This is a genomic window from Streptomyces sp. NPDC057565 (assembly GCF_042801455.1).
GTDB classification, from domain to species: domain Bacteria; phylum Actinomycetota; class Actinomycetes; order Streptomycetales; family Streptomycetaceae; genus Streptomyces; species Streptomyces yanii.
The window spans coordinates 40312-60433 of sequence record NZ_JBHVFU010000008.1; the positions used below are offsets into that span (position 1 = coordinate 40312).

General features: G+C 70.7%; 18 protein-coding genes. 11 read left to right on the plus strand and 7 right to left on the minus strand.

Annotated features, from left to right (window positions below; genetic code table 11):
* Nucleotides 1–51: 51 nt before the first annotated feature.
* Both ACFU8W_RS18165 and ACFU8W_RS18170 read left to right on the plus strand, forming a co-directional pair.
* The gene (locus tag ACFU8W_RS18165; RefSeq protein ID WP_384037914.1) at nucleotides 52–2502 is read left to right on the plus strand and encodes a SpoIIE family protein phosphatase; all 2451 of its coding nucleotides are present in this window, start codon (nucleotides 52–54) and stop codon (nucleotides 2500–2502) included.
* 116 nt (nucleotides 2503–2618) lie between these two features.
* On the plus strand, nucleotides 2619–3341 hold the full coding sequence (locus ACFU8W_RS18170; protein WP_384037916.1) for a class I SAM-dependent methyltransferase: 723 nt from the start codon (nucleotides 2619–2621) through the stop codon (nucleotides 3339–3341).
* 204 nt (nucleotides 3342–3545) lie between these two features.
* Here the strand turns inward: ACFU8W_RS18170 and ACFU8W_RS18175 are convergent, their stop codons facing one another.
* From ACFU8W_RS18175 to ACFU8W_RS18185, 3 genes are read right to left on the minus strand one after another with little or no spacing between them, the layout of a single operon-like run.
* Nucleotides 3546–4706 carry an acyltransferase gene (locus ACFU8W_RS18175; RefSeq protein ID WP_384037919.1) on the minus strand — a complete coding sequence of 387 codons (1161 nt, stop codon included), beginning with the start codon at nucleotides 4704–4706 and terminating at the stop codon, nucleotides 3546–3548.
* Nucleotides 4706–7054, minus strand: a complete 2349-nt coding sequence (locus ACFU8W_RS18180; RefSeq protein WP_384037922.1) for a bifunctional polysaccharide deacetylase/glycosyltransferase family 2 protein — start codon at nucleotides 7052–7054, stop codon at nucleotides 4706–4708. Before ACFU8W_RS18180 ends, ACFU8W_RS18175 begins: the two co-directional genes overlap by 1 nt.
* Entirely contained in the window at nucleotides 7054–7494 is a 441-nt protein-coding gene (locus tag ACFU8W_RS18185; protein WP_384037925.1) for a hypothetical protein, read from the minus strand. The genes ACFU8W_RS18180 and ACFU8W_RS18185 overlap by 1 nt, the downstream gene beginning before the upstream one ends.
* Before the next feature lie 311 nt (nucleotides 7495–7805).
* Between ACFU8W_RS18185 and ACFU8W_RS18190 the strand changes: the two genes are divergently transcribed.
* On the plus strand, nucleotides 7806–8840 hold the full coding sequence (locus tag ACFU8W_RS18190) for a chitinase (protein ID WP_384037928.1): 1035 nt from the start codon (nucleotides 7806–7808) through the stop codon (nucleotides 8838–8840).
* 6 nt (nucleotides 8841–8846) lie between these two features.
* Here ACFU8W_RS18190 and ACFU8W_RS18195 read toward each other — a convergent pair whose 3' ends face one another.
* Complete coding sequence (locus ACFU8W_RS18195; RefSeq protein WP_345511265.1) at nucleotides 8847–9764, minus strand: LysR family transcriptional regulator; 918 nt, start codon at nucleotides 9762–9764, stop codon at nucleotides 8847–8849.
* Nucleotides 9765–9888: 124 nt separating this feature from the next.
* Here ACFU8W_RS18195 and ACFU8W_RS18200 point away from each other — a divergent pair, with 124 nt between their 5' ends.
* The 8 genes from ACFU8W_RS18200 to ACFU8W_RS18235 all read left to right on the plus strand — a co-directional run bounded on the left by ACFU8W_RS18200 (nucleotide 9889) and on the right by ACFU8W_RS18235 (nucleotide 17988).
* Entirely contained in the window at nucleotides 9889–10881 is a 993-nt protein-coding gene (locus ACFU8W_RS18200) for an aldo/keto reductase (protein WP_384037931.1), read from the plus strand.
* 299 nt (nucleotides 10882–11180) lie between these two features.
* Entirely contained in the window at nucleotides 11181–11504 is a 324-nt protein-coding gene (locus tag ACFU8W_RS18205) for an SDR family oxidoreductase (RefSeq protein ID WP_384037934.1), read from the plus strand.
* Between the two features lie 323 nt (nucleotides 11505–11827).
* Nucleotides 11828–12661 (plus strand): M55 family metallopeptidase, encoded by an 834-nt coding sequence (locus ACFU8W_RS18210; RefSeq protein WP_345511261.1) that lies wholly within the window; start codon nucleotides 11828–11830, stop codon nucleotides 12659–12661.
* Nucleotides 12654–13997 (plus strand): M20/M25/M40 family metallo-hydrolase, encoded by a 1344-nt coding sequence (locus ACFU8W_RS18215; protein WP_384037937.1) that lies wholly within the window; start codon nucleotides 12654–12656, stop codon nucleotides 13995–13997. Before ACFU8W_RS18210 ends, ACFU8W_RS18215 begins: the two co-directional genes overlap by 8 nt.
* 20 nt (nucleotides 13998–14017) lie before the next feature.
* Nucleotides 14018–16006, plus strand: a complete 1989-nt coding sequence (locus ACFU8W_RS18220) for a prolyl oligopeptidase family serine peptidase (RefSeq protein ID WP_384037940.1) — start codon at nucleotides 14018–14020, stop codon at nucleotides 16004–16006.
* Nucleotides 16003–16947 carry an LD-carboxypeptidase gene (locus ACFU8W_RS18225; protein WP_384037943.1) on the plus strand — a complete coding sequence of 315 codons (945 nt, stop codon included), beginning with the start codon at nucleotides 16003–16005 and terminating at the stop codon, nucleotides 16945–16947. Before ACFU8W_RS18220 ends, ACFU8W_RS18225 begins: the two co-directional genes overlap by 4 nt.
* Before the next feature lie 192 nt (nucleotides 16948–17139).
* Complete coding sequence (locus ACFU8W_RS18230) at nucleotides 17140–17379, plus strand: DUF1049 domain-containing protein (RefSeq protein ID WP_384037946.1); 240 nt, start codon at nucleotides 17140–17142, stop codon at nucleotides 17377–17379.
* Between the two features lie 27 nt (nucleotides 17380–17406).
* Nucleotides 17407–17988, plus strand: coding sequence for a GNAT family N-acetyltransferase (locus ACFU8W_RS18235; RefSeq protein ID WP_384037950.1), 582 nt, complete (start codon nucleotides 17407–17409; stop codon nucleotides 17986–17988).
* A gap of 45 nt (nucleotides 17989–18033) precedes the next feature.
* Here ACFU8W_RS18235 and ACFU8W_RS18240 read toward each other — a convergent pair whose 3' ends face one another.
* The 3 genes from ACFU8W_RS18240 to ACFU8W_RS18250 all read right to left on the minus strand — a co-directional run bounded on the left by ACFU8W_RS18240 (nucleotide 18034) and on the right by ACFU8W_RS18250 (nucleotide 19996).
* Nucleotides 18034–18756 (minus strand): carbon-nitrogen hydrolase family protein, encoded by a 723-nt coding sequence (locus ACFU8W_RS18240; RefSeq protein WP_384037953.1) that lies wholly within the window; start codon nucleotides 18754–18756, stop codon nucleotides 18034–18036.
* Between the two features lie 284 nt (nucleotides 18757–19040).
* On the minus strand, nucleotides 19041–19304 hold the full coding sequence (locus tag ACFU8W_RS18245; protein WP_384037956.1) for a helix-turn-helix domain-containing protein: 264 nt from the start codon (nucleotides 19302–19304) through the stop codon (nucleotides 19041–19043).
* On the minus strand, nucleotides 19304–19996 hold the full coding sequence (locus tag ACFU8W_RS18250; protein WP_384037958.1) for a hypothetical protein: 693 nt from the start codon (nucleotides 19994–19996) through the stop codon (nucleotides 19304–19306). The genes ACFU8W_RS18245 and ACFU8W_RS18250 overlap by 1 nt, the downstream gene beginning before the upstream one ends.
* Nucleotides 19997–20122: the final 126 nt, after the last annotated feature.

Here is a 20122-nt window from a genome sequence, read left to right on the forward strand (position 1 = left end):
CGTGGAGTCGCATACCGCAGAACCTTGCGGTGGGGAAGGAGCCTTCCACCCATGGACCTGGATATGCCGCCGCACAGGGCACCACAACCGCGTGAAGCAGTCGCGGGGCGGGTTCCGCTCGCCGTGGTGGTCGTCGACATGGACGGCCTCGTGTCGCACTGGTCGACCGGGGCCCGACGGCTCTTCGGCGTGGCCAGGGAGGATGCCATCGGCTGCCCGGCCGGTGAACTCCTCCCGGTCTCCGGGGCGTTACCGCAGGAGTCGGAGCCCGGGCCGTCCGGCGGTACGTACGGTGACTTCGGCCCGGAGCTCGACGGTTCGCTGAGCGGCACCGTCGCCTACCCGGCAGCGGGGCGGGCCAGGGTCGACCAACCGGAGCGCGGCCGGATCGACATCCTGTGGTGGGCCTACCCGCTCGTCGGCCCCGCCGCCGAGCGGCTCCTCGTCCTCGCCGCGGACGCCGTGCCCCTGCACAGCGGTGACGAGGGCGGCGCCCCGGACAGCGAGACGATCGCCCCCGGCTTCGCGCTCCACACCGACTTCCCCGGCTACCGGGACCTGGCCGGCCGCCTCCCCGAGATCCTGCCGAACATGAGCGTCCACGAAGCGACCCGGATCGTCTCCCAGGTACTCGAACTCGGCTATCCGATCCTGGAGTTCAGCCGCCATGCGCGGGTCCCGGTGACCCCCGACTGGGGTGTACCGCGCCGCAGTGCGCGCAGCCGGCCCGATGATCCGGAGACCACAGCCGACGGGGCTCCGGTACCGCGCGCCGTGCGCCGCCCCGAACTCGACCTGGAGTACGCCGCCGTCCGCGAACGGCTGGAGTTCCTCAACGAGGTGAGCGGGCGCATCGGCACCTCCCTCGATCTGGAACGCACCATCCGCGAGGTCACCAGCGCCGCCGTCCCCCGCTTCACCGACTTCGCGGGTACGCATCTGCGCGCCGCGGTCCTCGCCGGTGAGGGCTTCCCGGACGGGCCGCCCGACGTCACCACCGTCTGGCACCGGGTATGGGTCGAGCACAACGACGAACCCGGCCGCTGGGACGACACCGTCCCGGTCGGTGAGTCCATCGCCTTCCCGCAGCACACGCCGTTCTTCCAGTGCATGGTCACCGGCGAACCCGTCCTCGTCCCGTACGTCGGCGAGGAGATGAGCAACCGGATCTCGGGCGAGTTCGAGAAGCGTGACCTGCGGCCGCTGATCACCCACCGATCCCTGCTGATCGTCCCGCTCAAGGCGCGCGACGTGGTGCTCGGCTTCATGGTCCTGATGCGCCGTCCCGGCCGTGAGCCCTTCGACGACATGGACCGCACCACCGGCGCCGAACTCGCCGCCCGTGCCGGGCTCGTCCTCGACAACGCCCGCATGTACACGTACCAGGAGAATGTGGCCGACACCCTCCAGGACAGCATGCTGCCCCAGGTCGAGCCCCGCATGGCCGGCTGCGACATCGCCACCCGCTATCTGCCCGGCACCCGGCTCGGCAGGATCGGCGGCGACTGGTTCGACTCGGTGAAGCTGCCCGGCTCCCGAACCGCGCTGGTCGTCGGGGACGTCATGGGACACGGTCTCAACTCGGCCGCGATGATGGGTCAGTTGCGCACCGCCGTGCTGACGATGGCGACCATGGAGATGCCACCTGCCCAGCTGCTGCGCAACCTCGACGACCTGGCGCAGCGCCTCGGCGAGCAATATCTCGCAACCTGTCTCTACGCCGTCTACGACCCGATCAGCTCCGAGCTCCAGATCGCCAATGCCGGGCACATCCCGCCCGTGCTGGTGCGCGCCGAGGACGGCCGGGCCGAGCTCCTCGACCTGCCGACGGGGGCGCCGATCGGAGTCGGCGGTGTCGCCTTCGAGACCGCGACCATACGGGTACGGCCCGGCGACCGCCTGGTGCTCTGCACCGACGGGCTGGTCGAGGTGCGCGGCCAGGACATCGGTGCCGGACTCGCCACGCTCTGCGCCTCCGCGGCGCACCCCGCCGCCTCGATGGACGATGCCTGCGACACGATCATCCGCGCCCTGAACCCGAAGGGCGGCCGCAAGGACGACGTGGCGCTGCTGATGGCCCGGCTGAACGGCATCCCGGACGACGACGTCGCCGAATGGCAACTCGCCCTGGACGCCCGGGAAGTGGCACGAGCCCGGAGCCTGGTGCGCGGCAAGCTCCTCGACTGGGATCTGCCGGACGCGGTGGAGTCGGCCGTACTGATGGTCAGCGAGCTGGTCACCAACGCCGTGAACCACGGGCGCATCCGCCACATCGGGCTGCGTCTGGTCCGGACCGGCGCCCTGCTCTGTGAGGTCAGCGATGACGAACCGGCCCCTGCCACCCTCCTCAGCGCCTCCGCCCACGACGAGTCGGGACGCGGGCTGATGGTGGTGAGCAACCTCGCCCGGGAGTGGGGCACGAGCACCACGGCACATGGCAAGACCGTGTGGTTCGAGCAGCCACTCGTCCGATTTCCCCGCCCCCGGTCGAACACCGGGTGAAAAGAGGTGCGTCGAGCGGCGGATGATGCCCGCTCTCTTGCCCCGGACGCTGCCGGGACGGTAGTCCGTTGCCCAGCGAATGACTGTGGGTGCATGCACCGGACTTGGGAGTACGTATGGACGTGTCACAGGGCTACCGCGAAGCGTGGGAAGGCTACTGGTCGTCGACCTCCGGCGTACCCGGCGAGGCGATCTGGGACTCCGACCCGTCCCTCAACTCGGTACCCCACAGTGAGCTGCTGCTCCCGTACGCCGACACCGCGCTGCCCGTCGTCGACCTCGGGTGCGGCAACGGCACCCAGACCCGCTACCTCGCCACCCGGTTCCCCCGCGCCATCGGCGTGGACCTCTCGCAGGCGGCGATCGGGCACGCACGCCGCGCGGACTCCGTGGGCATCGCCGAGTTCGAGCAGCTCAACCTGGTCGACGGGGACGCGGTACAGGCCCTGCGGGAACGGATCGGCGACACCAACGTCTATATGCGGGCGGTGATCCACCAGAGCGAGCCGGAGGCACGTCCCGCTGTCGCGGCAGCCGTCGCGACGCTCCTGGGGGCGCGGGGGCGGGCCTTCGTCGCCGAGCTGACCCCGGCGTCAAAGACGGTGCTGCAGCAGGCGGCCCAGGCGCCGGGCGGCCCGCCCGAGAAACTACGACGGGTTTTCGAGCACGGGCTCCGGCCGGCGAGCGCCACGGAGGAGGAGGTGCCGGAGCTGTTGCGGGCGGCGGGGCTGACGACGCTCGCGAGCGGCCCCACGGCGCTCGCCCAGACCGAGCACCTGCCGGACGGTACCCGCATCGACCTGCCCGCCCGCTGGTTCGTCCTCGCCGCCGACCGGTAGGGCCGGCGGCGAGGACGCACGGTGCGGCGGGGGACAGCCCTAAGAGGAGCTCACAAAGTGGGAGTCCGATCAGCTCGCGGCGTCTGGTGCGTGCGATCGCAAGGCGCTGGAAGGTCCTCGTAGCGGAGCTACTAGGGCGTTTCGGCAACGCAGCGAGCGTGCGTGCCAGGCGTCGCGAGCCGGGCGCCCATTTTGTGAGCTCCTCTAAGGCAACAGGCGCGGCCCCCGTTTCGCCGCGATGTCCTCGACCCAGCCGAAGAGGGCCACGGCCGCCGCGATCAGCGCCCAGGCGACCCCGAACTGGAACCACATGCTGTCCAACGGCAGATCCCGTTCGAAAGCAGGCACGTTCCACATCAGATCGATCAGCGGCACGCTCGTCATCAGGGCGACCTCGTGCCACAGATAGATCGTCACGGCACGGGCGTTGAAGACCTTCACGATCCGGTCGGCCACGCGATGGCGGGCGATCCCGGCGAAGTCGGGACGGAAGCGGAGCAGCAGCAGGACGAACCCGGCGGACCACAGCGCCTGGGCGAGCGGGATGTCGTCGAGATCGTAGGAACCGTCGACCCGGTGGTGGAAGGCCCACCAGGCGCCCGCCGCCAGCAGTGCCGAGGCCACGGGGACGACGACGGCGGGGCGCATCCGGTCGAGGACGCCGTCACGGTGGGCGAAGCCGAGCAGCCAGCAGAACAGGAAGACCGACAGATCGCTGAGCGCACTGCCCAGCCGCCCGTCCGGCACGCCGCCCACGGTCTCCAGGACCACGACGGGCACGAGCGACAGCGCGAGCACGGGCAGCGGGGCGGACCGGAAGATGCGCAGCAGCACCGGCGACATCAGCACGAACCACAGATACGTCCGCAGGTACCAGAGCACCGCCCAGGCCTGCTCGCCCCACGCGTTGCCCGGCGGATCGCCGACCGGCAGCACCCAGTACAGGACATCCGGGCCGGGCAGCCAGCCGTGCAGCAGCATCGCCGTGCCGAGGACCAGCGCGAACGCCCAGAGCGGGATCAGCAGTCTGCGCAGCCGCCCGCGGAGGACGTGCGACGCGGGCCGCTCGAGCGAACGCGCCATGAGCGAGCCGGCGAGTGCGAACATCACGCCCATGGAGGGGAAGGCCAGCCCCAGCCAGGGCCACTCGAAGGTGTGGTACGTGATGACACGGACCAGTGCGAAGGCCCGCAGTGCGTCGAACCATCGGTCGCGGCCCGCACTTCGGCCGGGGAGCGGTGCGGGAGAGGGCGGGGCGGTTTCCCCGGCCGGGGGCCCCGGTTCCGTACCCTCCGCCGAGTGCTCGGCCGGTCGTTGCATCGGGATTCCGGTCGGCAGCGCGCCCTTGCGGTGTGCGCCCGCCATCAGCGCACCCCCGTGCCGGAGGCCGGTGTGCCGACCTCACCGGTGCGCTTCAGCTTCTGCCACCGCAGCCGGCCGCCCGTCGCCGCGGTCACGCACGAGTGGATCAGCACCAGATACATCAGCTGCCGGTAGGCGACCTGTTGCAGAGGCAGCATGAGGAGATACCGGAACCGCTCGCGGTCGAGGCGGAAGGCGTAGGCCGCGCAGACCAGTTGGACGAGGAGCACCGCCAGCCAGGCGAGCAGGGATCCCCTGAAGTCCACAAAGATCATCGCGTAGACCGTGAACACGTCGATGAGCGGCGCGAAGACGGGGGTGACGATCTGGAAGAGGACGACGAGCGGCATGCCGACCCGGCCGAACCGGCCCGACGGCCCCCGGTCCGTCACCGACTTCCGGTGCTTCCAGAGCGCCTGCATCGTGCCGTAGCTCCAGCGGTAGCGCTGCCGCCACAGCTGCCCCAGCGTTGCGGGCGCCTCGGTCCAGGCGCGCGCGTGTTCCGCGTAGACGACCCGCCATCCCGCGCGGTGCAGGGCGATGGTGATGTCGGTGTCCTCGGCGAGCGTGTCCTCGCTCATCCCGCCGACCCCCAGCACGGCTGCGCGGCGGAACGCCCCGATCGCGCCCGGGATGGTCGGCATGCAGCGCAGCAGGTCGTACATCCGGCGGTCGAGGTTGAAGCCCATCACGTACTCGATGTGCTGCCAGGCGCCGATCACGGTGTTGCGGTTGCCGACCTTGGCATTGCCCGCGACCGCACCGACCTCCGGGTCACCGAACGGCTGCACGAGCCGCTGAACGGTGTCCGGTTCGAAGACGGTGTCGCCGTCCATCATGACCACGATGTCGTGACGCGCATGCCGCACACCGTTGTTCAGCGCCGCGGACTTGCCCACGTTCGCCTGGCGGATCACCCGCACGTTCGGCAGCCCCAGGGACTCGGCGATCTCCGCCGTGCCGTCGGTCGAGCCGTCGTCGACGACCACGATCTCGATGGGATGGGTGCTGGCGGCAAGGGAGTTGATGGTGTTTGCGATGCACTCCTTCTCGTTGTACGCGGGCACGATCACACTGACCGGTTCGGTGATTTCGGGGCCCCAGACGAACCGGCGTCTGTTGCGCTGCCGGTAGTGGCGCCGTGCGAGGACGAGCATCATCGCGAACCTGCCCAGCACGGCGACGCCCACGACCGCCAGCACCACGGCGAGACCGGGCACGGTCCACTCCGCGACGGCGACCGCGCCGAGCAGGGCGCGGCCCTCCCAGAGGGTGGACGTGTCGGCCGTGCGGTGCGCGGCCTGCTCGGGGTTGCTCTGCGGTGAGGCGGCCGTACTGCTCCCCGGGGCCGGCGCGCCGGCCTGTGCGCCCTGCTGTCCTTGTGCCTGTTGCCCCTGTGCCTGTTGCTGGGCGCCGCTGACCGTGGTGAAGGTGTAGCCCTTCGCCTTCATCTTCTTGATGTACTGCGGCAGCGCTTCGAGGGTCTGCTCGCGGTTGCCGCCCGCGTCGTGAAGGAGCACCGAAGCGCCCTTCCCGCTCTTCGGGGTGGCCCATTTGATGATCTTGGATACGCCCGGCTGCTGCCAGTCCTCGCTGTCCGTGTCGATGAAGACGCTGGTGTAGCCCATCGCGCCGAGCCGCTTGTAGACGGGCCAGCTGTAGTTGTCGATCGCGTCGTTCGTCGACGAGTACGGGGCGCGGAAGAGGGTCGTCGTGATGCCCGCGGCGCCTGCCAGAGCGAGCTGTGTCTGCGCGATCTCCCGCTTGACGCGGGCCGCGCTCTGGTACGACAGATCGACGTGGGTGAAGGTGTGGATGCCCACCTCGTTGCCGTCGTCGACCATCCTGCGCACCACGTCCGGATACCGCGAGATCATCGAGCCGACCAGGAAGAACGTGCCGGGCACCTCGTTGTCGTCCAGGATGTCGAGCACCTTCTGGGTCCACTCGGGGTCCGGGCCGTCGTCGAAGGTGAGCACGATCGTCTTGTCCGGCACGGACCGGGTCCGCGCCGTGCCGCCCTCGAAGCTGAGGAAGGGCCCGCCGTCGAGAACGCTGTCCGGCACCTTGCTCGCGCTCGCGTCGGAGCGGACACGCTGATCGTTTCCGACCTCGGCCCGCAGATAGCCGTCGAGCAGCATCACGGAGACGAGGCCGAGCAGGAGCAGAAGAGCGATGACCACGCGCGGCTTGGGGACGGCCTGGCGGCGGACACGTTCGATCCGGCTCGGCGTGGCATGCCGTCGCTTCGGCGGTACGGGGGAAGGCGCCGCGGTGGGGAGGCTTCCGCGGTCCGGCCGCTGGTCAGGCTGCCGGTCGGAGGCCGGGCCGTGTGCCCGGTCCGTCTCCATCAGCCGGTTCCGGTGGTGACCGACACGGACGCGGCGGAGGCCGGGCCCGTGACGGAGGCCGACACGGACGGTGAAGCCGTGGGGCGTTCGCCGGCCGGCGGACCGCTCGGTGGTGCGCCCGCACCTCCCGGAGGCGTGTTTCCGCCGGGGCCGCCCTGGGCGGAGGGTGCGCCACCGAACGGGATCAGCTCCGAGGGCGACATGGAGATGCCGCCCATGAAGGCGAGGCCCAGCACGGCCACGTAACCGACACAGGCGACGCCCAGTGCGATACCGGCGCGCCGGAACAGGCGGGCGCGGCGCCCGGAACTGTCCACGAAGACGGGGCCTTCGTGGGCTTCGGTCCCGGTCCCGGCCGCGGCCCGGGACCTCGGCGTACCGGCGTGTTTACGGCGGCCGCCGCGGGGCGGATCTTTCTCGATGGCGGTATCGACATGCATGAGCGCATGCTGACGAACTGCGATGTGCGAAGTCTGAGGCATTCCTTGCCGAATGCTGTGACAACGCGGGAAGTCTGTGAGTGAACTGAGAACACCGCCGCTCGCCCGGCACCTTCCGTCGCGCCGACGCGACGTCATGACCCGTGCAGTGCCTGGTGGATGAGACGTTTTCGGACATGCTGCCGTGTGTGCGGGGTGATATGCGCCGCGTTCGGGCGCCTGGCGATGTGTGAGAGGTTTTCGGTGTTCCCGCTTTTCATCGTTGCTGTGTCGGGACAATTCTCACGAGAGCAGGTGCAATCTTTATGCGCATGTCACCGAAGCGCTCTCCGGGCGGCGCGGCGCGCCGCGCGAAGCGGGCGACCGCCGCCGTCGCCGGACTCGTCGCGCTCGGGCTCGCCTGCTCGGCCTGTACGACGGGGTCGGCGGCGAACCAGCACGGTACCTCGTCCCCCCGTCCCGGCGGCCCCGCGGCCTCCACCGCCTACACCCCGTACGTCAGCGCCACGACCGCGGCCGATACCGACTCCGTCGGCTCCCCCGACACGTACAACCTCGCCTTCGTCGTCGCCGGCGGCAACACCTGCACCCCCCTCTGGGGCGGCACCGCCGAGGCCACCAGTGCGTCGGTGACCTCACGCGTCGCCCGGCTGACGTTGACCGGCGCGGACGTCCGGGTCTCGTTCGGCGGGGCCGCGGGGACCGAGCTGGCGCTCGCGTGTGACAGCGCGGAGGAGCTGGCCGACGCCTACGCCAAGGTGCTCGACGCCGTCGGTGCCACCAAGGCCGACTTCGACATCGAGGGCGACGCACTCACCGATCGGGCGTCGATCACCCTCCGCGACAAGGCGCTCCGCCTCCTGCAGAAGCGGCGGCACCTCGATGTCACGTACACCCTGCCTGTGATGCCGGACGGCCTGGAGTCCACCGGTACGGGCCTCCTGAGCGACGCCGTCGAGCAGAAGGTCGACATCTCCGCAGTGAACATCATGGCCATGAACTACAGCACGTCCCACGACGGCGACATGAGCGACTACGCGCGACAGGCCGCCGAAGCCACCCATGACCAGCTCACCGAGGTACTCGGGCTGTCGGACACCGAGGCCTGGAAGTCGCTCCATATCACGGTGATGCCCGGTGTCAACGACGTGGCAGGGGAGACGTTCACCCTCGCCGACGCCGCATCCCTGCGCGCTTTCGCCCGTCGGACCGGCATGGGCGCGCTCTCCATGTGGGCCACCTTCCGCGACCAGGAGTGCACCGACGAGGACACGTCGACGGCGAGTGACACCTGCAGCGGAGTCCAGCAGAAGCCGGGAGCGTTCGCGAGCGCGCTGGGGGGATGACCGCCGTCAGTGCCCGGCGTCACTCGGTACGTCACCGTGTGCGTCACCGCGCACCAACGCCATCAGCGCCCGGGCGCCCGGGCTCATCGCCCCGGCGGCCGGAAGCACCACGACGCTCTCGTAGTACGGCTGCTCAGGACCGTCCAGTTCCACCGCGACCAGCCCCAGGGCCTCCGGCTTACGCGAGAAGTGGTGCGGTACCACCGCGATCCCCAGCCCTTCGTGCACCAGCTCCAGCAGGCTGTGTACATCCGTCACCTCCAGCCCCACCGTGCGGCGCACCCGCGCCGTGGCGAACGCCTCGTCCGCGGCGCGGCGGGGACCCCAGTCCGGATGGAAGTCGATGAAGGACTCACCCGTCAGCTCGTCCCACGCGACGCCGTCCGCCGCCCGTGCGAACCGGTGCCCGGGAGCGCACAGGACGACCATGCGCTCCCGGGCCAGCGGGATCAGCTCGCCCCGCCACTCCGCGGCACTGACGGCCGCCGCGAACGCGACATCGAGCCGGCCGCCCGCCACCCCGTTCACCAGACTCGTCGTGCCCTCCTGGCGGAGCCGGATCTCCATCTGCGGGTGGGTCCGGTGGAAGGCCGCGAGCAGCTGCGGCACCCGGACACCGGCCACGCACTGTTCGACCCCGACCGTCAGTGTGCCGCGCAGCAGTCCGCGTACCGCATCGACGGCGTCCCGCGCCGCCCGGGCGCCCGCCAGCGTGCGTTCCGCCTCCACCAGCAGGGCGCGACCCGCCTCGGTCAGCCGCACCGTGCGTGTGGTCCGGCTGAACAGCGGCGTCTTCAACTCCTGTTCCAGGGAGCGGATGGAGGCGGACAGCCCGGACTGCGACACGGCGACGCGCTCGGCGGCACGGGTGAAGTGCTGCTCCTCGGCGACGGCGATGAAATGTTCGAGCTGGCGCAATTCCATGATTGAGAAACCTAGACGATGAATCCAACCTGAATCTCCTGTTGGACTGCTGGATCATTGTCGGGGAGCCTGAGGACCGCGCGTTTCCCCGCGTACCCGCCCTCCCCTCCCCGTGGAGCCCTGCATGTACATGCCGTCGCCCGATCGCTACCAGGCCATGCCGTACCGGCGCACCGGACGCAGCGGTCTGCGGCTCCCCGCTCTCTCGCTCGGCCTCTGGCACAACTTCGGGAGCGACCGGAGCGCGGAGACCCAGGGCCAGATCCTGCGCAGGGCGTTCGACCTCGGCATCACGCACTTCGACCTCGCCAACAACTACGGCCCGCCTCCCGGCGCCGCCGAGACCGCCATGGGACGCGCCTTGAGGACGGACTTCGCCCGGCTCCGGGACGAGATCGTGGTCTCCACCAAGGCGGGCTACCTGATGTGGGACGGGCCGTACGGGGAGTGGGGCTCCCGCAAGTACCTGCTCGGGTCGCTCGACCAGAGCCTCACCCGGCTCGGACTCGACTACGTCGACATCTTCTACTCCCACCGGCCCGACCCGGACACGCCGCTCGAAGAGACGATGGGGGCGCTGGACTCGGCGGTACGCCAGGGCAAGGCGCTCTACGTCGGTCTCTCCAACTATTCGCCGGAGCAGACCCGGGAGGCGGCCCGCATCCTCAAGGAGCTCGGCACGCCGCTGCTGATCCACCAGCCGCGCTACTCGATGCTGGACCGCTGGGTCGAGGACGGACTGCTCACGACGCTGGACGACCTGGGCGTCGGTTCCATCGCGTACTCGCCGCTGGAGCAGGGCATTCTCTCCGACCGCTATCTGAAGGGGATCCCGGCGGGCTCCCGTGCGGCGGGCAGCAGCCCCTTCCTGACGCCCGAGTCGGTGACCCCCGAGCTGGTGGCCCGACTGCGCGCGCTCGACCTGGTCGCCTCCGAGCGCGGGCAGACCCTGGCGCAGATGGCGCTGGCCTGGGTGCTGCGGGGCGGGCGTGTGACCTCCGCCGTAGTCGGGGCGAGCAGCGTCGCTCAGCTGGAGAACAGTGTCGAGGCGGTACGCAACCTGGAGTTCGGCGACGAGGAACTCGCCAGGATCGAGAAGCTGTTGAAGACCTCCTGAGGTTCCTCGTCGGACCCGGCCTCCGTCGTCGGCGCCCCGTCGTAGGGGGCGCCGACGACGGAGGCCGACCACTGGCGCCTTCCATGGTCGGCATGCGGGCGTGAGCCGTCTTCACCCGGACGGCCGAACGATGCCACACCACTGCACCCTTGGCCGCGCGCTACCGGCCGGGCCCGGAAACGCTGAGTGCGGTGACCTCTGACGGATCTGCGTCTGACGGGCAAGGTGGCCGTGGTCACCGGCGCCGGCAGGGCATCGGCCTTGCCGTGACCCGGGCGCTCGCGGAGGAAGGAGTGAAGGTGGTTGCGGCGGCCCTGACCGACTTCTGCAAGGCCCTGTCCAAGGAGGTCGGTCCGCGAGGGGTACGGGTCGACACGGTCAGCCCCGGGCCGGTCGAAACCGATCTCCGGCTGGGCCGGGACGGCGTGGCGGCCACGGTCGCAGCCTCGTCGGGCGCCTCGACGGAGGACGTCATCCAGGGGGCCGCGGCCCAGTCGGTGACGGGCCGGTTCACCCGCCCGGACGAAGTCGCGGACCTGGTCGTGCTGTTGGCGAGCGAGCGTACGGGCAACGTCACCGGATCCGACTTCGTCATCGACGGCGGGCTCATCACCGCGGTGTGACCCGAGGGACCCCCGCGTCGCCCACGGACGGGCCACGCCATGCCGGTTGCGGCCCGGGCACGGGACCCGGGCTGATGGAGGCACGGCACCCGGGTCCCCTCGCCGACCGGCCGTCCGACCGACCCCGCACTGGACTGGACCTCTGGAGCTGATAACACCTCTGGCCTGGGACTCCGCCGCCGCGTACGGTGTTGCCGCATGAAGATCTCCCTTCGCGAACGGCCGCTTCGGGAGCCTGTCGGGCGTTCCTCCGGGGCGGAGGCCGGCAACCGCTGTCACGGCCGGAGCGCATGCCTGCTGACCTGCGAGAGGACCGATACACCGTGAAGATCCTCATCAGTGCGGACATGGAAGGCGCCACGGGCGTGACCTGGCCGGCCGATGTGCTGCCCGGGACGCCGCAGTGGGAGCGCTGCCGATCGATGTTCACCTCCGATGTCAACGCGGCGGCCCTCGGCTTCTACGACGGAGGCGCCGACGAGGTGCTGATCAACGAGGCCCACTGGTCCATGCGCAATCTGCTGCTGGAGCGGCTCGACGAGCGGGTCCAGATGCTCACCGGGAGGCACAAGCCCCTCAGCATGGTGGAGGGCATCCAGCACGATGACGTCGACGCGATCGCCTTCGTCGGCTACCACACGGGAGCCGGTACGGAGGGCGTGCTCGCCCACACATACCTCGCCAACTCCATCACCGGCGTCTGGCTGAACCGGGTCCGCGCCAGCGAGGGGCTGCTCAACGCGCATGTCGCCGCGGAGTACGGCGTGCCCGTCGTCCTCGTCACCGGCGACGACCTGACCTGCGTGGACGCCGAAAGATACGCCCCCGCCGCCCGCAAGGTCGCGGTGAAGGACTATGTGTCGCGATACGCCGCGGTGTGCCGGACCCCCGCACGTACCGCGGCCGATATCCGCGCGGCCGCCAAGGAGGCCACCTCGCTCGCCGGACGCCTCGAGCCGGTACAGGGCGGCCCGTTCACGGTGGAGCTGGAGTTCGATGCCGAGCATCTGGCCGCGGCGGCCACCGTCGTTCCCGGCGTGGCGCCCAGTGGTGAGCGGCGCGTCGCCTACACCGGCGCGACGATGTACGAAAGTATTCGCACGTTCAAGGCGGTGACGACGATCGTGTCGTCCGCCGTGGAGGAACAGTATGGCTGAGGCGACCGCCCCCCAGGAATCCGTCGACGACCTGGCCCTCGACGAATCCGTGACGTTCACGTCCGAACTGATCCGGATCGACACGACCAACCGGGGCGGCGGCGACTGCCGGGAGCGCCCGGCCGCCGAGTACGTCGCCGAACGGCTGGCCGCGGCCGGACTGGAGCCCCAGCTGCTCGAACGCACCCCGGGCCGCACCAACGTGGTCGCCAGGATCGAGGGCACCGACCCGTCCGCCGACGCGCTCCTCGTCCACGGGCATCTCGACGTCGTGCCCGCCGAGGCCGACGACTGGACCGTGCACCCCTTCTCCGGGGAGGTCCGCGACGGTGTCGTCTGGGGCCGCGGCGCCATCGACATGAAGAACATGGACGCGATGGTCCTCGCCGTCGTCCGGGCCTGGGCCAGGGCCGGTGTCCGGCCCCGCCGTGACATCGTGATCGCGTACACCGCCGACGAGGAGGCCAGCGCGGAGGACGGCTCCGGCTTCCTCGCCGACCGGCACCCCGAACTCTTCGAAGGGTGCACGGAGGGCATCAGCGAATCCGGCGCCTTCACCTTCCACGCCGGACCGGGGATGCCGCTCTACCCCATCGCCGCGGGCGAGCGCGGCACCGGATGGCTGAAGCTCACCGCCCACGGCAAGGCCGGGCACGGCTCCAAGGTCAACAGGGCGAACGCGGTCACCGCGCTCGCCGCGGCCGTCGCCCGGATCGGCACGCACGAATGGCCGGTGCGGCTCACCCCGACCGTACGCGCCGCCCTCACCGAGATCGCCGCCCTGCACGGCATCCGCGCCGATGTCGACGCCCCCGGGTTCGACGTGGACGAACTGCTCGGAAAGCTCGGACCGGCCGCGGCCCTGGTCGAGCCGACCGTCAGGAACAGTTCCAACCCGACGATGCTCGAAGCCGGGTACAAGGTCAATGTGATCCCCGGCCATGCCCTCGCCTACATCGACGGCCGGACGGTGCCCGGTGGCGAGGACGAGTTCCACACCACCCTGGACCGGCTGACCGGACCGGACGTCGACTGGGAGTTCCACCACCGCGAGGTCGCTCTGCAGGCACCGGTCGACTCACCGACGTACGCGAAACTGCGGGCCGCCGTCGAACGCTTCGACCCGGACGGCCACGTCGTGCCGTACTGCATGTCGGGCGGCACGGACGCCAAGCAGTTCTCCCGGCTCGGCATCACCGGCTACGGCTTCTCACCGCTGAAGCTCCCGGTCGGCTTCGACTACCAGGCGCTCTTCCACGGCGTCGACGAACGCGTGCCCGTCGAGGCACTGCACTTCGGCGTCCGCGTACTCGACCACTATCTGCGCACGGCCTGACCCGCACGGGGGGATTGAACATGGTGTCCACAGGGGCCTACGGAACATGGCCGTCGCCGATCGACGCACGGCTGGCCGCCTCGCACGACGGCCGCCCGGAGTACGTCGGTGCGGTCGGCGACGAGGTGTGGTGGACGGAGCCGCGCCCGGCCGAGGCGGGCCGCCGCGCCCTGGTCCGCCGTCGGGCGGACGGGACCACCGAATCCGTGCTGCCCGTTCCGTGGAACGTCCGCAGCCGCGTCATCGAGTACGGCGGACTGCCCTGGGCCGGGGCCGGGCGTGCCGACGCCGGACCGCTGATCGTCTTCGTGAACTTCACCGACCAGCGGCTGTACGCGTACGCGCCGGACGGGCCCGACGAGCCATGGCCGCTCACCCCGGTGTCGGCCGTCGGCGACGGACTGCGCTGGGTCGACCCGCAGCTGCACCTCGACCGGGGAGAGCGGGGCGAAGTGTGGTGCGTCCTGGAGGAGTTCACCGGCGAGGCACCCACCGATGTGCGCCGGGTGATCGCCGCCGTACCGCTGGACGGATCGGCGGCCGACGACCGCGGCGCGGTACGCGAACTCTCCGACGGCCGGCACCGCTTCGTGACCGGGCCGAAGCTGTCGCCCGACGGGCGGCGTGTGGCGTGGATCGCCTGGGACCATCCGCGGATGCCGTGGGACGGCACCGAGGTGATGCTCGCCGACGTCACCGACGACGGTACGTTCCGCAGCGCCTGGAGCTTCGGCGGTGGACCCGGGGAATCGGTGCCGCAGATCGAATGGACCACCGACGGACAGCTCCTGTTCGCGAGCGACCGCAGCGGCTGGTGGAACCTGTACCGCGCCGATCCGCACCGGGGCACGGTGGCGCTCTGCGCACGGGAACAGGAGTTCGCCGGGCCGCTCTGGAAGATCGGGCTCAGCTGGTTCCGTCCGCTGGAGAACGGACTGATCGCCACCATCCACGGCAAGGGCACCACCACCCTCGGCATCCTCGACCCGGAGACCGGCGAACTCGCCGACACCGCCGGTCCCTGGACCCAGTGGGCCGAGACACTCGCCGTTCACGGCAGCCGGGTCGTCGGCGTCGCCGCGGGCCCGCAGAGCGCATACGAGGTCGTGGAGTTGGACACCGCGACGGGCCGCACCCGGATCATCGGCGCGCAGCACCGCGACGATGTCGATCCCGCCTATTACCCCGAACCTCGACAGCGCACCTTCACCGGGCCCGACGGCCGCGACATCCACGCCCACATCTACCCGCCGCGCAACCCTGAACGGGGCGACCCGGAAGGCGAGTTGCCGCCCTATGTGGTGTGGGCGCACGGTGGCCCCACCGGGCATGCCGCGCTCGTCCTCGACCTGGAGATCGCCTACTTCACCTCGCGCGGCATCGGCGTCGCCGAGGTCAATTACGGCGGCTCCACCGGTTACGGCAGGGCCTACCGCAACCGGCTGCGCGAACAGTGGGGCATCGTCGACGTGGAGGACTGCGCCGCCGTAGCCCGGGCGCTGGCAGCCGAGGGAACGGCCGACCCGGACCGGCTCGCCATCCGCGGCGGCAGCGCCGGCGGCTGGACCACCGCCGCCTCGCTGACCAGCACCGACGTGTACGCCTGCGGCACTGTCATCTATCCCATCCTCGACCTGACCGGCTGGGGCACCGACGAGACCCATGACTTCGAGTCGCAGTACCTGGAGTCCCTGATCGGTCCGCTCGCCGAGGTCCCGGACCGCTACCGCGCGCGGTCGCCGATCAACCGCACCGACCGGCTGACCACTCCGTTCCTGCTGCTCCAGGGGCTGGACGACGTGATCTGCCCACCGGTCCAGTGCGAGCGGTTCCTGACCGCCGTCGAAGGGCGCGGCATCCCGCACGCGTATCTCACGTTCGAGGGGGAGGGCCATGGATTCCGGCGTGCCGACACCATGATCGCCGCACTGGAGGCCGAACTCTCCCTCTACGCCCAGACCTTCGGCATCGACCGCCCCGACGTGCCACAACTGGAGCTGAAGAAGTGACGCTGACTCCTCTGACCCGCGCCGCCCGTCTGCGACCGGGTGCCAGGGTCGCCGTCGTGTCGCCCAGCGGTCCGGTGCCGGACGACCGCCTGGAGGCGGGCCTGGACGTGCTGCGCGGCTGGGGCCTGGAGCCTGTCGAGATGCCCCATGTCCGCGATCTTCACCCGGAGTTGGGCTACCTCGCCGGTACGGACGTGGCGCGTGCCCGCGACCTCGAACAGGCGTGGTGCGACCCGTCGTTCGATGCGGTGCTGTGCGCCCGCGGCGGGTACGGGGCGCACCGCATGGTCGACCTGGTCGACTGGGCGGCGATGCGCGCGGCCGGACCCAAGGCGTTCGTCGGCTACAGCGACATCACCGTGCTCCATGAGGCGTTCGCCCAGCGCATGGGGCTCGCGACGCTGCACGGCCCGATGGTCGCCGCGGAGACCTTCCTCAAGGACCCGGACACCCAGGAGTCGCTGCGGGCCACCCTGTTCGAGCCGGAGTCGGTGCGGACCCTCGGCCTTCGGACGGCCGGGGTGCTGGCGCCCGGCCGGGCCCGTGGCATCACGTACGGCGGCTGTGTGAGCCTCCTCGCCGCCGACATCGGCACTCCGTACGCCCGGACGTCCGCCCGGGGCGGACTGCTGATGATCGAGGACACGACGGAGGATCCGTACCGCCTCGACCGCATCTTCACCCAACTCCTGAGGGCCGGGGCGCTGTCCGGGGTGTCCGGGGTCGCCTGCGGTTCCTGGCAGGGCTGCGAACCGTACGAGGAGGTGCGTGCGGTCCTGGCCGACCGGCTCGGCGGGCTGGGCGTGCCCGTTGTCGAGGAACTGGGCTTCGGCCACGGCCCGACGGCGCTGACGATTCCGTTCGGCGTGCCCGCGGTGCTGGACGCGCCGGCGGACGGCGGCCCCGGCACGCTCACCGTCGAGGTGCCCGCGCTGATCTGAACGCACTCCGAAGTCGTCAGCAGCCCGCCGGACACCGGTGTGCTGGAGCTGCCGGTTGTCGCAGGACGGGTGAACTGATCCGGAGCGGACCGTCACCTGTACGGCCGCACGCCACCACCCCCCGGAAGCGGGATGGGGGCATCCTGGAGTCGGGGGGTGGTGGCGCATCAGGACCAGGGAAGGGGCCCAGCCATGAGCCCGAAGGACGTATCGAGCGGCGGCAAGGGCGGCGTCGGACCGTTCTCACCGTCCCGCATCGTTGTCCTCGTCATCGCGGTCCTGTCGATCGTCTTCATCGCCGAGAACACCGGCGAGGTCACCATCCGTCTGCTGATCCCGCTGGTGACGCTGCCCCTGTACGTGGCGCTGATCGCGATGTTCGTGGCCGGCATGGTGTGCGGCGGCTATCTGTTCCGCCGTCGCCCCAAGTGAGCCCGGCGCGCTGTCTACGCTGTCCGGATGTCTGACAACGTCTACCTGGCGGAGGGCCCGCGCGTGGGGATCCGCCCCTTCACCCCCGCCGACGCCGAGGAGTTCACCAGCCGGGCCAAGGAGAGCGGCGGCCTGCACCGCCCGTGGCTGTTCCCGCCCGACGACCCGCGTGCGTACGCCGCTTACGCGGGCCGGCTGATCGAGGACCCCGCAAAGGCGGGCTTCCTCCTCTGCGAACGCACAGCCGTCGACGATGGGAACGGGACCGCGGCCGGAAGCGGCCCCATCGCAGGCTTCATCAACATCAACAACATCGTCGGCGGCGCCTTCCGCTGCGGCGCGCTGGGATACGGAGCGTTCGCCCATGCGGCCGGGCGCGGCCTGATGAGCGAGGGCCTCGACCTGGTCCTGCGGTACGCCTTCGGCCCGCTCGCCCTGCACCGCCTGGAAGCGAACATCCAACCCGGCAACAAGGGCTCGATCGCCCTGGTGCGCCGGGCCGGCTTCCGCCTCGAAGGCCTCTCCCCGGACTTCCTCCTCATCGACGGGGCGTGGCGGGACCACGAACGGTGGGCGATCACGTCGGAGATGCTCGCCCCAGGTCCTTGAGCCGGAAGAAGGGCCCCAGGGGGTGTCCCGTCCGCCGGACACGCCTCAGGCAGGCACGGCTCCCCCGAGCGCCGCGGACACCACGGCGCCGGGCTCCGGACCGGCCTGCACGACCGCGGCTCCGTCAGGCCCCCAGACACCGGAACCGCCGGACGTCTCCGGATACGTACCGCTGGCCCCCGCCGAGGTGGCCAGCACCACCCACACCCCGTGAGCGAGCGCCCGCTCCCTCATGTGCCCGTCGCGCCGGGCCGCCGACTCGGGACCCGCGCCGTAGAGCGTGCCGGCCACATACGCGTCGATGCCCAGCGCGGCGGTCTCGGCGGCGTGTTCCGGGACGGCCGCGTCGTAACACACCGCAAGGCCCAGCCGCACGCCGTCGATCACCAGGACCTGCGGCTTCTCGCCCGGAGCGAAGCGATCGAACTCCTCGCCGTGCAGCCACATCTTCCGGTAGACGACCCGCGCGCCCTCTTCCGTGACGGCCAGCACGGCGATGTACTCACGCCCGTCCGCCTCGCGTACCGGTGCCCCGACCAGAGCCGTCGCTCCGGTGGTGCGGCACGCGGAGACGATCGGCCGGAGTCGGGCGTCGTCGGGCGAGACGGCCGGGGCAGCGAGGTCGTAGCCCGTCAGTGACAGCTCCGGGAAGACGATCAGCCGAGTCTTCGCGACCCTGATCACCTCGGCATGGGCTGCGGCGTTCGCGGCAACGTCGAGATGCTCGCAGACGGGCTGGGCGACGGCGACGGTGAGTGGTGCGGGCATGTGCTGCTCCGAATCGGTCGGCTGCTCGGGCGGCGGAGCTGTCCCGAGGTGGCCGCCCCTCGACATACTCGCAGCTCACCGGCGGTCGCATCGCGCCCGGGGGCCGGGCCGGTGTCGAGAGGACCGGGAGACGCTGCTGGGCACGGAACGCAGTGGGAAGCGCTGTGGCCGGTCCGGTTCACGGGGCTCCGGGGGTGCGGCGTACGCCCGTCACCCGGGCCGACGGATCATGGCGGGGGCTGCCGCTGGTCTTCCACGAGACCGCGGCGTCGGCCCGGCCCGCCTCACGGGGCTGTCGGCGGGCGCCCGCGCTCGTGTTCGGTGCTCCGGTACGTGAGCAGGTCGCCCGGCTGGCAGTCGAGGACCTCGCAGATGCGGGTCAGCGTGGTGAAGCGGATCGCGCGGGCCCGGCCGTTCTTCAGGATGGACAGGTTCACGTTGGTCACCCCGACCCGGGACGCGAGTTCCGCAAGGGTCATGCCGCGCTTGCTGAGCATGCGGTCGAGATGGACCTCGATCGCGTGGCTGTCGTGGTCGTCCGGCGCCATCACACCGTTCCTTCCAGATCCTCCCGCATGTCCGCCCCGGCGCGCATGATGCGAGCGAACGTGAGGATGCCCAGGGCTGTGAAGACGAGTGCGTAGGGCGCCTGCCAGTTCTCCCCCCAGCTGTCCGCGTTGAAGGTGTAGTCCTGGGCCAGGGTCGCCAGTAGCGCCGCGTGCGCGGCGGCTTCCACCACCTCTGCGACCAGGCAGCCAACCAGCAGCCACCAGCCTGCGAGCCGCAGGTGCTTCGCCGTCCGTACGGTGAAGACGCCCTGGCGGGACGCGCCGTGTATCAAGCGGTTGAGCAGGAACAGGATGCCCAGGACCAGCAGCCACGAGGGGAAGCCGCCGAGGAAGTCGAACAGCCGCTGGGCACTGTCGGGGTGATCAGTGCAGTACGACGGGCGGGCCATGACCTCGGCCCCTGCATGGGGTCGGAACAGGCGGCTGAACCCGTCCCCGCTGAAATCCGAGCGGGACTCGGCACACACGTACCGACCGCCCCACATCTGGCTCAGCTTGGTGCCGGTCAGGAGTGCCAGGGTGCCGGCGATGAGGACCGCGAGAAACAGTCGGTAGACGCCCCGGACCACGGTGGCGACCGGCTCCAGCAGCCTGGCCTCGGCGCGGTCGTCATGTGACGGCGGCCCGTCCGGCAGCTCGGCTCCGTTGGATCTCTCTACCTCAGCGGACATCAGCAACCGCCCCCATATCGAATATCGATGTTATCGAAGAACGATAAGAGTAACCGCGCCGGTGGTCAACACGTCTGAGTACCCGTCAACGCCCCGCCACTCCTTTCCCGTACCTCTCTCCGACGT